Genomic DNA, 12,060 nt, shown 5'->3' on the forward strand with positions numbered 1-12,060 from the left:
ATGGCGTCGCTTGCGGGCGTTGACGACTGGTCGAAGTACACCTCGGCGCCGGTGCCGGGCAACGCCGAGCACCTGCTGAACGCAGCCTCGGGCGTCATCCGCACCTACGTCGAGTGGTCGATCAGCCGCGAGATCATCGTCGACGCCCGCATCGACGCCCCCGGGGGCACGCTCCTCATGCTCCCGACGCTGCTGCTCGTCGACGTCGCCGCCATCGCCGTCGACGCCGTGGCCGTCACCGACTTCGACTGGTCCGAGGCCGGCATGGTCGAGCGGGCCGTCGGCTGGCCGCGGGGGTTCCGGCGGCTCACCGTCTCCTACACGCACGGGTACGAGACCGTGCCCGACGAGGTCAAGTCCTACACCGTCGCGGTCGCCTCGGCCGCGGCCGCGTCGGTCGCCGGCAAGGTCCAGGAGTCCATCGGCGACTGGTCCGCGACGTACGCGACCGTCGAGCGGGTCTTCGGGTCCATGGGCAAGACGATCCTCAACCGGTACCGGCGGTTCGCCGCATGAGCATCGACCACCTCCTCAACCGCACCCTCAACCACCAGCGGGGCGTCACCGTCGACGACGGCGCCGGCGGGTCGATCCGCACCTGGGCCGACCTCGCCCCGCTCGCGTGCCGCACCTCCCAGCCCTCGGCCTCCGAGCGGCTCTACGCCGACCGCGCCGAAGCCGACCTGACCCAGTTCATCTACGCCGCCGCCGGCGCCGACGTCCGCGTCGGCGACGTCCTCGTCGACGGCACCGCCACGTGGCGCGTGACCGCGCTCATCCGCCCCTCGGTCGCCCAGTACCTGCGGGCCGACTGCGAGTTGATTCAGACACGAGGTGACCCCTGATGCCCCGCTACACCGTCAAGGTCGCCAACACCCACCTGCTCAAGCGCAAGCTCAAGGAGCTGCCCGACGACATGCTCGTCGGCCTCACCGTCGCCGTCCGCGCCGCCGCGAAGCAGCTCAAGGCCGACGCCCGCAAGCGGGCCCCGGTCCGCTCGGGCGACCTGCGCCGCTCCATCCGCTACCGCATGGACCGCGACGGCCTCGGCGCCCAGGTCTACGTCGACGAGTTCTACGGCCGCTTCATCGAGTACGGCACGAAGTCGATGGAGAAGCAACCGTTCCTGCGGCCCGCCGCCGCCTTGGAACGGGCCCGCTTCCGCAACCGCGTCTCCGACGAGGTCCGCAAAGCCCTGGGGCTGGACTGATGATCGCCTCCTCCCCGGCCGAGCCGATCCAGGTGGCGGTATACGAGCGCCTGGCCGGCGACGCCGCACTGACCGACCTCGTGACCACGATCGTCGACGACGCCGACAAGAACACGCCATACCCGCACGTGACCATCGGCGAATCGGCCGAGGCACCCGACAACGCCCACGATCGGTTCGGTCGCCTCACCGTGGTCACCATGCACGTCTGGTCGACCCAGCCCGGCTACCAAGAGGCCAACCGCATCACGAGCCGGATCGTGCAGCTGCTTGACCACCAGGCGCTCACCGTGGCAGGCCACGCCGTCGTGTCCGTCCGCGCCGGCACCATCACCCGCATGAGAGACCCGCGCGAGCCGTTCGCACGACACGTCGTGGTGCCCTTCACGATCCAGACCAAACAGCACGACTAACCATCTACAAAGGAGGTCGGCCGATGGCCGCACTCGTAACCACCGCTGCGACCGTGGCGGCGCCGCTGGCCGACCTCGTCGGCGCGCTCGTCCCCGCCGACGACCTCGGCGACACCGCCGAGGTCGGGCCCGGCTACGTCCTGGTCGTCTCCAACGTCGGCGCCGCGCCGGCCACGGCGACGATCGCCAACCCCCGCACCGTCCAAGGCCTCGCCGTGGACGACGGCACGCTCACCGTCGCCGCGGGCGACATGGGGATGTTCCCCCTCGTTCGACTCTTCCGCGGCTCGGCCGAGCGCGCGGCCATCACCTATGACGACGCTACCGACCTCGTGGTCGGCGTCGTGCGACTGGAGGGCTGACCATGTCCGGCGGCGGTAGAGACGCATTCGGCACGCTGTTCCAGCGGGAGGTGACCGCGGGGGTCTTCGAGACCATCGCCAACCTCACCGACATCAACGCGCCCGAGCGCACCAGGGAGGCCCTTGAGGTCACCAACCACGGCAGCCCCGACCAGCACCGGCAGTTCATCAAGGGCCTCATGGACGGCGGCGAGGCGGACTGCACCCTCAACTACGACCCGGGCGAGGCGACGCAGGTGGCACTGCGCTCGGACTTCGAGGAGAAGGACTTCCGCAAGTACCGGCTGGTGTTCCTGCCCGGTGACGTCGACGAGGAGACCTGGACCGTTTCGGCCATGATCACCAAGCTCGGGGTCGCGGCGCCGCACGACAACATCCTGGAGCAGGAGATCACCATCAAGACCTCCGGCAAGCCGGTCATCACCTAAACCCCCGAAAGGATTCGCATGAGCGAGACGCACAACAGCGATGCCCTGATGACGGCCGAGGACATCGAGGCCTTCGACGACATCGAGTACGACGACATCCCCGTCCCCGAGTGGGGCGGGCGGAAGGTCCGCATCCGCGGCCTGTCCGGTGAGGACTGGGCGCACCTGACCGGCGCGGCCCTGGTCGCCACCGGCCGCGACGTCTCGATCCGCGTCAACATCATCGCCGAGCAGAAGATCCGCGTGGTCGCCGCCTGCCTCGTCGGCCCCGACATGGAGCCGCTGTTCACCCGCGACAAGATCCGCGTCCTCGGCAAGAAGTCCGCCGCGGCCATCGAGCGGCTCTACGACAAGGCACAGGAACTCTCCGGCCAGGGCGAGGACGCCGTTGAGGCCGCCGAGGGAAACTCCGGCGCCGGCCCGACCGGCTCCACCTCCTAAGGGTCTCCCTCGCCCTGGGGCGGACCGTGCGCGAGCTGCTCGCCACGACCACCGCCGCCGAACTCACCGAGTACAAGGCCCTCGAACGGATCGACGGGCCGCTGGGCGGTCGCCGCGGCGACACGCTCGCGGCCCTCATCGCCTCCACGATCGCGAACGCGAACTCGGGCAAGAAGTCCAAGAGCTACACCATCGCCGACTTCTTGCCCAAGTGGTCGCAGTCCAAGCCCAAGTCCGGCCGTGACCTGCTCGCGAAAGCGCGCGGGGTCTTCGGCGTCGGCGGCAAGCGCAGCGCATGACCTAACGAACCGGACGGGGGTGCGCTGTGGCTGATGGCACCATCGAGCGGCTCATGATCAAGATCGGGGCCGACGCCAAGGCGGCGGTCAAGGGCATCGACGGCTTCGAGAAGTACGTCGACAAGAAGATGTCGAAGATCGCGGCGGTGAACGCCAAGGTCGGCGACACCTTCGGCGCGCGGCTCCTCAAGGGAGCGATGCCCGGCTTCCAGGCCGTGTCGAAACTGATGCTCGGGGCGACGGCGATCGGGGGGATCGCCTCGGCGGCGGGCTCGGCCGCCGGCGCCATCGTCCCCCTGACGACCGCCGTCATCGGCCTGGGCGCCGCGCTGCCCGCGTTCGCGGCCGGCGGCGCGGCCGCGATCGGCACCGTGCAGATCGCCTTCGCCGGGATGGGCGAGGCGATCGCCGGCGACGAGGAGGCCCTCGCCGGCCTCACCCCGGCCGCGCAGTCCGTCGTCGGTGCCCTCCAGGACATGGAGCCGGCCTGGTCGGCAGTCACCGACGCCGTCCAGGAACGGATGTGGGTCGGCCTCAGCGACGACCTGACCGCCCTCGGCACCGCGGTCCTGCCGCGCCTGGAGACCGGCCTGGGCGGGGTCGCCGACGGCCTCAACGACATCGCCGCCGAGGCGATCGCCGCCGCCGGCTCGACGACCTTCACCGACGGGCTCGACGCCGCCCTGGCGAACACCGAGGGCGGCATGGAGGCCTTCGCGTCCGGCGTCGGCCCCCTCATGGAAGGCGTCGGCGCCACCATCGGCGCCTTCTCGCCCCTGCTCACCGACGCAGGCGAGGCCGCCGGCGGCCTCGCCGAGCGCTTCGGCGAGTGGGCCCTGCACATGCAGGAGACCGGCCAGTTCGCCGAGCTGATCGACTCGATGAAGTCGACCTTCTCGACCCTCGGCGGCATCGTCTCCAACGTCGCCGGCACCCTGTCGACGATCTTTTCGGCCGCGACCATCACCGGCGGGTCCTTTCTGGACACACTGGAGACCGTCACCGGCCAAATCAACGAGTTCCTTACCACCGCAGAGGGACAGGACGCGCTCATGGGCCTGTTCCAGGGCCTCGCCGACCTCGGCGGCGCCGTCGCCCCGATCGTCCTGGCCCTGGTCGACGCGCTCGGCACCGGCCTCGCACCCATCATCGGCGACATCGCCACCACCGTCGGACCCAGCCTCGCGAACGTCGCGACCGAGCTGGGCAACGCCCTCGGCGAGATCGACATCGTCCCCCTCGCGAAGGCCTTCGCCGACCTCCTCGACATCATCGCGCCCCTGCTCGTGCCCATCGGCCAGCTCCTCAACCTCATCCTCAAGCTGTCGCCGGTGATCGTCCCGCTCGCGATCGCGCTCGGCATCTGGACTCTGGCGCAATGGGCGATCAACATCGCGCTGCTCGCGAATCCCATCATTCTGATTATCACGGCGATCGTGGCACTAATCGCCGCAATCGTATGGGTAGCAACGCAAACGACCTTCTTCCAGGACGTATGGGAGGCCGTCTGGGGCGCGATCAAGGCGGCCGCGCAGGCCGTCGCGGACTGGTGGACCGGCACCGTCGTGCCCGCCTTCCAGGCCGGGATGGTCGTGCTGAAATCCGCGATCTCGGGCGCGAAGGACTGGATCGTCGACAAGTTCAACGCCGTCGTCTCGTTCTTCAAGGGCCTCCCGGATCGGATCTCCTCGGCCGTGTCGGGCATGTGGGACGGCATCAAAGAGGGCTTCAAATCCGCCGTAAACGCGGTCATTTCAGGATGGAACAACCTCTCGTTCACCATCCCGTCGGTCGACCTCGGCCCGCTCGGCGAGGTCGGCGGCTTCACCTTGTCGACCCCGAACATCCCCATGCTCGCCAACGGCGCCATCGCGACCGGGCCCACGCTCGCGGTCATCGGCGAGGGCCGCTACGACGAGGCCGTCGTCCCCCTCCCCAAGGGAGCGAAGGACTTCGCGGCGAACGCCGGCGGCAGGGGCGGCGCCGGCGGCGGGCAGACCGAACTCGTCATCGACCTGCGCGGCGACAAGGAGCTGGTCGCGCTGTTCCGGCGGGCCATCAAGTCTCGGGGCGGGAACGTCCAGAAGGTACTGGGGAGTGCATAGATGGTCGACCATGTTGTTGAACTGCGGTACGGCGGGGCGTGGCAGGCGATCACCGACGACGTCCGCGAGTCCTCGCCGATCACGATCACGCGTGGGCGCTCGGACTGGGCCGAGGTCCCCGACCCCGCCGAGATGACCCTGACGCTCAACAACGGCGCCTCGACCGTCGCCCCGGGCATCGTCGGGCGGTACACGCCGGCGAACCCCGGCTCCGACCTCTACGGCCTGATCGGGCGCAACACCCCGATCCGGGCGCGCCTGGTCGAGCGGGAGAACCACCAGGTCGCCATGCCGGGCCTGGACGGGTCGTACCTGTCGACGCCCTCGGCGACCGTGGGTGCGGTCACCGGCGACCTCGACGTCCGCTTCGACTGCACGCCGTACTCGTGGCGCCCGGTCGCCGGCGAGGGCGGGATGCTGCTGCCCGCACGCTGGCACTTCGTCGGCGTCAACGAGCGGGCCTGGGCGTGGTCGCTGCTGCCCGACGGGCGCCTGGAGGTGCGCCTCTCGCCCGACGGCACCACGGCCGCGATGCTGGTGTTCACCTCGACCGACCCCGTCGACGAGGCCGCGACCGACCTCGCGTTGCGGTTCACCGTCGACGTCGACAACGGCGCCGGCGGGGTCACCGTGACGTTCTACCTCGCGCCCGACCTCGCCTCGTCCTGGACGATGCTCGGCGACCCCGTCACCCTCGCCGGCCCAATCACGATCTTCGCCGCGGACGCCGACCTCACCGTCGGCGCCGCTCACGGCGGGGCCTCCTTCGGCCCCGGCGAGGCCTTCGCCGGCGACGTGCGGGCCCTGGAGATCCGCTCGGGCATCGGCGGGACCCTGGAGTGCGGGCTGTACCTCGACGGCTACGAGCCCGAGGACCGGACCGCCGTCGACACCGAAGCCCGCGACTGGACCCTGCACGGCGGGGCGACGTTCACCGACCCGTCGATCCGCTTCTGCGGCGAGGCCGCCAGCTGGCCGCAGGACTGGGACTTGTCGGGCAACGACGGCTGGGTCGACCTCACCGCCGCCGGGTTCTCCCGGCGCCTGAGCCAGGGCACACAGCCGCTCCAGTCCTCCCTCGTGCGGGACCTCGCCACGAACCCCACCGTGGTCGCCTACTACCCGATGGAAGAGCCGACCGGCGCGACCCGCTTCGCCTCCGGCCTGGTCAACGACCCCTCGACCTTGCGCATCAACGACGATGTCAAGCCCGGCGTGTTCGAAGGGTTCGCCGCCTCAAAGCCGCTCCCTGAGTTCCAGGCCGGCACCGTCACCGGCACGTTCCCCGCCTTCACCGTCGACACCGCGCAGCGGTTCATCATCCTCGCCGCCGTACCCGCGGCGCCGCTGGCCGACGAGCGGCGCCTGTTCACCATCATCACCACCGGCGGCACCCTGGAACGCTTCGAGGTCAACTGCGACAACGACTTCGGCGGCGCGGTCCGCATCACCGTCCGCGACGGCGAAGGCGTCGCCGTCGACACCGCGCTCGCCGGGTTCGCCATCGCCGGCGAACTGGTCATGCTCTCGGTGTGGCTAGAACAGCGCGGCCCTGATGCGTTCTGGCAGCTCGCCCGCTTCAACATCGACGGCACCGCGAGCGTCCAGGAGAACACGCTCACCGGCCAGACGACCGGGCGCATGTCCTCGACGTCGATCGGGTCGGGCAACGGCCTCGAAGGCGCCGCGCTCGGGCACGCCGCGGTCATCACCGGCGACGTGCACGCCATCTGGGGTATCGCGAAGAACGTGCTGGACGCCTGGTCGGGCGAGTCGGCCGCGCACCGGCTCCAGCGCCTGGCCGACGACGAGGGCCTGGGCGCCGTCCACGTCATCGGCGCCGGCGCCGACACCGAGGCCATGGGCGCGCAGCGGACCCTGACCCTGCCCGACCTCATCGCCGAGATCCCGATCGTCGACCTGGGGTTCCTGACCGACCGACCCGACGCGATCGGCTACCGCTACCGCACCCGCCGCTCCCTGTACAACCAGACCCCCAAGCTGATCCTCGACTACGCGACCGGCGTCATTACGCCGCCGTTCCTGCCCGTGCCCGACGACCAGTCCACACGGAACCTCATTACCGTGACGCGCCCGCTCGGGTCCTCGGTCACCGTCCAGGCCGACACCGGCCCCATGTCGGTCCTGCCCCCGCCCGAAGGCGTCGGGGTCTACACGCACTCCGAGGACGTCAACGTCGCCACCGACGCGCAGCTCGACAGCCAGGCCGGGTGGCGCCTGCACCTGGGCACCATCCCCGGCGCCCGGTACGCCAACCTCCGTCTGGAGCTGCACGGCCCCAACGTGGCGCCGCTCGCCGACGACATCCTCGCCCTCGCCGAAGGCGACCTCGTCCGCGTCATCAACCTGCCTGCGTGGGTGCCGCCGGGCCCGGTCGACCTCCTCATCGAGGGGATCACCGAGGAGCGCACCATCATCACCACCGTCATCGAGTTCAATTGCAGCCCAGGCGAAGCGTGGTCTGTGTGGGAGGTCGAGCACGACGTCCTCGGCCGACTCGACACGTCCGGTTCCGCGCTCGCGCTCGCCGCAGGGGAGACCGAGACCGAGCTGCTCGTCGCCACCGACCCCGGCTTCGCCCCCTGGGTCGACCTCGACCCGGTCATCGACGACCCCTTCTCGCTCTACGTCGGCTCCGAGGTCGTGACCGTGCACGCCATCTCGGGGGTCGACTCGCCGCAGACGATGACCGTCACCCGCGGCGCCGGCGGCTACCAGCGGGCCTGGCCCGCCGGCACCCGCGTCCGCCTCGCACCCGTCGCCCCTGGAGCGTGACCTGTGACCATCGTCAACCTGCTGCCCGGCAACGCCTCGCCGACCGGCGGCACCGTCGCCGTCCGCGCCACCACCGGGTCCGTGCGCCTCCTCGTCGCCGACAACCAGGCCATGACCGGCGGCGTCTACACCGGATCGGTCGCCCGCGACGCCGGCGGCTGCGCCCAGGTCCCCATCACCGGCCTGGAGCCGTACACCCGGTACTGGTTCCAGGCCGAGGACGGCTCGGGCCTGGGCGCGGCGAAGGGCTCGTTCTTCACGCACCCGCCGCTGGGCGAGCCCGCCTCCTACACCGCCGCCGTCGCCGGCGACGTCGGCCTCTCCCCGCGCTACCCGGGCGTCGCCGGCGGCGAACTCGACGCCGCCCGCGTCTCCAACACCGACCTGTACGACCACATGCATCTGCGGTCCATCTTCGAGGACTGGCTGATGTTCGTCGACCCCGGCGACTGGGGGTACCCGGACTGGGGCACCCGCAACACCGACACCATCGCCAACCGGCGCCGGTTCCGCGACGACCTCCTGGCCCAGCCGAAGGCGGGCCAGTTCTACGCCAATCACGCCTATCTCGGCACCTGGGGCGACCACAACTTCGCCGCGAACAACTCCGACGGGACCTACGTCAACAAGGCGCTCGCTGCCCAGGAGTGGCGCGAGCGCATCCCGTCCGGGCCGCTGGCCGAGGCGACCGGACCGATCTACCACGACCGGCAGATCGCCCGCACCCTGTGGATGGTCAGCGACGACCGCTACCACCGGTCCCCTAACGGCGCCACCGACAACGCCTCCAAGACCATGCTCGGGTCGGGCCAGAAGGCGTGGATGGCCGCGCGCCTGGCCGCCGCCGCATCCGACGACAGCATCGGCGCTCTGGTGTGGGTCATGGGCTCGCAGTGGATGAACCCCACCCACGCCGACGGCTGGGCGAGCTTCTTGACCGAGCGCGCGGAGCTGGTCGAAATGTTCGGCGACACCGGGTGGATCGGGAACATGGTCATCGTCTCGGCCGACGCGCACGACTGCGCGATCTTCTCACCCGACGCCGTCGCCTCCAACGGCATGGCCGCGCACGTGCCGGTCTTCCACTTCGCCGCGATCGACGCGACCCCGATCTACGGCGGCCCCTCCGACGTCGGCCTCGCCAGCGGCATGAGCCTTGCCAACAACTTCCGCGGCCGCGGCCAATTCGGGACGCTCCGCATCGACGACAAGGGCGGCGACCTCTCCATCGCCGGCACCGCCTGGCGCCGCGACACCGTCCTGAACCGCTTCCAGTTCACCACCGGCGGCGCGAGCCTCGCGCTGCCCGCCGGCACGCCCGGCACCGTCCTCGCCCTCTAAGGAGCAGCAATGGCCTACTTCGCCGCGGGCGAGCGCCCGACCGCCGACAAGCTCAACAGCCTCGCCAAGGGCCGCCTGCGCGTCCTGCGCACGAGCGCACAGTCGATCGTCGACAGCGCCGTCGCGAAGATCGAGTTCGACACGGTCGTCAAGGACGACGGCGGCCTATGGGACGACGCCGCCTTCGAACTCGTCGTCCCGCCCGGGTACGCCGGGTGGTGGATGCTGACCGCCTCGGTCTGCTACGCCGGCCACATCACCGGCCGCCGCGCCTGCGACATCCGCACCCCCGGCACCCGCCTCGTGTCCGCGCTCCAGCCCACGAACCCAACCGCCGCCGACGTCCGCTACACCTCCTCGACCCTGGCCGCCCTCGCCGTCGGCGACCGCGTCTACGTCGAAGGGTTCCAGACCTCCGGCGCCGCGCTCAACGTCCAGGGCTCGGCCACCAACATCACGCACTTCGCCGCCTGCCTGCTCATCCCCGACTAGGAGATCCCCATGTCTCGATGGACCGACCTCGCCACCTGGCGAGGCCCCACCCCGCACAAGAACGCGGGCAAGCAGACCGAGGTCCGCGGCCTCGTCGTCCACATCGCCGCCGGCTGGTACGACGGCACCATCGACTGGCAGAAAAACCCGAAGTCGAAGGTCTCCTCGCACTTCGTGGTGTCGCGCAAGGGCGAGGTCGCGCAGATGGTCGACACCGCCGACGCCGCCTGGACCCAGCGATCCGGCAACGGCGAGTGGCTGAGCGTCGAGTGCGAAGGCTTCATCGCCTCGGACGAGAAGAACCCCGGAGGCTGGGAGCGGCTCACCGACGCGCAGCTCGACGCCGTCGCGCGCCTCCTCGCCCGCTGCCACACCGCCCACGCCGTGCCCCTCCAGGTGACCTCCTCGGCCACCGGCCGCGGCCTCGGCCACCACTCCATGGGCGCCGACTGGGGCCACAAGCAGTGCCCCGGCGCCCCCATCATCGCCCAGAAACCCGCCATCGTCGCCCGCGCGGCGGCCCTCACGAACGGAGACGACGACATGCCGCTGAACAAGAACGACGCCGAGGTCGTGTGGTCGACCGACGGCCTCATCCCCGCCCCCGCGACCGCCCTCAAGACCGACCCGCGCAACACGCACTGGGCGCCCGCGTCGTACCTCCAGTGGACCTACGCCTCGGTCGCCGACGTGAAGGCCGAGCAGAAGGCCGCGCGCCTGCGCGACGAGGCGATCCTCGCCGCCGTCAAGGGCCTCGACACCGCCGCGGTCCTGGCCGCCGTCAAAGCCGCCGCCGCCGCCGACGTCAAGCGCGACGCCGAGCTGATCGCCGAACTGCGCTCCATGGCCGCCGGCCACCCCGAGGCCGACGCCATCGTCGACGCGCTCGCGGTCCGGCTCACCAACCGGGAGTAGCCATGACGATCGACCTGCCCGTCCTCCTCGGCATTCTCGTCGCCCTTGGCGCGGTCGTCACCTACGCCGCCGGTGCGCTGCGCGGTCTCAAGAAGTGGGTGCGCAGGACCGCGACGAGCGCGGAGCGCACCGAGGAGAACTTGGCGACGACGTCCGGCACGTCGCTCGCGGCGACCGTGGAGCGCACGGCGGTCGCGCTCGACCGCATCCAGCTCCGGCTCGACGGCCAGGACCGCCGCCTCGACGGCCAGGACGTGGTCGTGCGCGAAACGCATGACCTCGCGATCGGCGCGAAGGCGATCGCCGTCGACGTCCGCGACCGCCTCGACCGCCACCTCATCCACGACCACGGTGCGCAACCCGCACCACCCACCCAGGAGTGACCATGCACGACCCGATTAGTACCGCGCCCGCGGTCCCGCCCTCCACGAGCACGACGCCCGCCGTCGTGCGCACCGCCGTCCCCTACGCCGTCGGCGGCCTCCTCGCCCTCCTCGCCGCCCTCGGCGCCGACCTCGACCCCGCCGCCGAAGCGCTCCTCACGCCTGCCGTGGCGTTCGTCCTCGGCACGCTGTACTACCTCGGCGTCCGCAAACTCGCGCGTCGCTTCCCGTGGGTCGAGCCCCTCCTCGGCGTCGCCCGCCCGCCCGTCCACACCGAGGCCGCCACCCGCCAGGTCTACGACCCCGACACCGGCCACCTCGTCAACGCCTACGTCATCACCAACGCCCCCGAACGGCCCACTACGTAAGGCCCGCAACGCGACGGCGCCCACCCGGTCGGGTGGGCGCCTTTCGTCGTACCCGGCACAACCCATCACCCGAACGGGTGAGAGTGGACAGACGACGCAACCGATCGCGCCGGCGGCGGCGTGTTGGCCCCGTCCGCCCACACCCCCCGATCGAAAGGGCACACTCCTCCATGACCACCCGCATCCGCACCGGCGCCTGGTGGGCGCTCGGCGCCGGCCTCACCGCCCTCGTCCTCGCCTGCACCAGCCCCGGCACCTCCGACTCCTCCACCGACAGCGACGGCGGCGGAAACGACGGCGAGGCCGGCGACAAGGCCGCCGGGTTCTACGAGGCCTTCGGCGACTTCGACGCCGTCGACCACGACGGCGAGGGCGACGCCGTCATCGACCTGCCCGAGGGCGTCACCCAGGCCATGGTCACCGCCACCCACGACGGCGACGCCAACTTCTCCATCGCCGGCCTCGACGCGGACAACCAGCCGACCATCGACCTCCTGGTCAACACCA

Annotated in this window: 15 protein-coding genes and 1 pseudogene; all 16 read left to right on the forward strand. The window is 71.0% G+C overall.

The features are described 5' to 3' along the window. Nucleotides 1-516 (forward strand): hypothetical protein, encoded by a 516-nt coding sequence (locus E9998_RS13175; RefSeq protein WP_136530170.1) that lies wholly within the window; start codon nt 1-3, stop codon nt 514-516. Continuing rightward, a complete protein-coding gene (locus E9998_RS13180) occupies nt 513-845 on the forward strand; it encodes a phage head completion protein (RefSeq protein WP_136530171.1) in 333 nt (110 codons plus the stop codon). The genes E9998_RS13175 and E9998_RS13180 overlap by 4 nt, the downstream gene beginning before the upstream one ends. Next, a complete protein-coding gene (locus E9998_RS13185; RefSeq protein ID WP_136530172.1) occupies nt 845-1,210 on the forward strand; it encodes an HK97-gp10 family putative phage morphogenesis protein in 366 nt (121 codons plus the stop codon). The genes E9998_RS13180 and E9998_RS13185 overlap by 1 nt, the downstream gene beginning before the upstream one ends. Then, on the forward strand, nt 1,210-1,623 hold the full coding sequence (locus E9998_RS13190; protein WP_136530173.1) for a DUF3168 domain-containing protein: 414 nt from the start codon (nt 1,210-1,212) through the stop codon (nt 1,621-1,623). The genes E9998_RS13185 and E9998_RS13190 overlap by 1 nt, the downstream gene beginning before the upstream one ends. A gap of 23 nt (nt 1,624-1,646) precedes the next feature. Beyond that, entirely contained in the window at nt 1,647-1,985 is a 339-nt protein-coding gene (locus tag E9998_RS13195) for a hypothetical protein (protein WP_136530174.1), read from the forward strand. 2 nt (nt 1,986-1,987) lie between these two features. After that, nucleotides 1,988-2,413 (forward strand): phage tail tube protein, encoded by a 426-nt coding sequence (locus E9998_RS13200; protein WP_136530175.1) that lies wholly within the window; start codon nt 1,988-1,990, stop codon nt 2,411-2,413. Nucleotides 2,414-2,431: 18 nt separating this feature from the next. After that, the gene (locus E9998_RS13205; protein ID WP_136530176.1) at nt 2,432-2,854 is read left to right on the forward strand and encodes a hypothetical protein; all 423 of its coding nucleotides are present in this window, start codon (nt 2,432-2,434) and stop codon (nt 2,852-2,854) included. Nucleotides 2,855-2,880: 26 nt separating this feature from the next. Then, complete coding sequence (locus tag E9998_RS13210; protein ID WP_158299798.1) at nt 2,881-3,153, forward strand: phage tail assembly protein T; 273 nt, start codon at nt 2,881-2,883, stop codon at nt 3,151-3,153. Nucleotides 3,154-3,179: 26 nt separating this feature from the next. Further along, a complete protein-coding gene (locus E9998_RS13215) occupies nt 3,180-5,258 on the forward strand; it encodes a phage tail family protein (RefSeq protein ID WP_136530178.1) in 2,079 nt (692 codons plus the stop codon). After that, the gene (locus tag E9998_RS13220; RefSeq protein ID WP_136530179.1) at nt 5,259-8,054 is read left to right on the forward strand and encodes a hypothetical protein; all 2,796 of its coding nucleotides are present in this window, start codon (nt 5,259-5,261) and stop codon (nt 8,052-8,054) included. Nucleotides 8,055-8,057: 3 nt separating this feature from the next. Then, nucleotides 8,058-9,395 carry an alkaline phosphatase D family protein gene (locus E9998_RS13225; RefSeq protein WP_136530180.1) on the forward strand — a complete coding sequence of 446 codons (1,338 nt, stop codon included), beginning with the start codon at nt 8,058-8,060 and terminating at the stop codon, nt 9,393-9,395. A gap of 9 nt (nt 9,396-9,404) precedes the next feature. Beyond that, nucleotides 9,405-9,887 carry a hypothetical protein gene (locus tag E9998_RS13230; protein ID WP_136530181.1) on the forward strand — a complete coding sequence of 161 codons (483 nt, stop codon included), beginning with the start codon at nt 9,405-9,407 and terminating at the stop codon, nt 9,885-9,887. Nucleotides 9,888-9,896: 9 nt separating this feature from the next. After that, nucleotides 9,897-10,802, forward strand: a complete 906-nt coding sequence (locus E9998_RS13235) for an N-acetylmuramoyl-L-alanine amidase (protein ID WP_136530182.1) — start codon at nt 9,897-9,899, stop codon at nt 10,800-10,802. A 2-nt stretch (nt 10,803-10,804) separates the two neighbouring features. Beyond that, a complete protein-coding gene (locus E9998_RS13240; protein WP_136530183.1) occupies nt 10,805-11,185 on the forward strand; it encodes a hypothetical protein in 381 nt (126 codons plus the stop codon). 2 nt (nt 11,186-11,187) lie between these two features. Continuing rightward, complete coding sequence (locus E9998_RS13245) at nt 11,188-11,553, forward strand: hypothetical protein (RefSeq protein ID WP_136530184.1); 366 nt, start codon at nt 11,188-11,190, stop codon at nt 11,551-11,553. A gap of 170 nt (nt 11,554-11,723) precedes the next feature. Next, nucleotides 11,724-12,060, forward strand: a pseudogene (locus E9998_RS25345) (hypothetical protein); the annotation flags it as partial.

This window comes from Glycomyces paridis (assembly GCF_004912155.1).
Classification (GTDB): Bacteria; Actinomycetota; Actinomycetes; order Mycobacteriales; family Micromonosporaceae; genus Glycomyces; species Glycomyces paridis.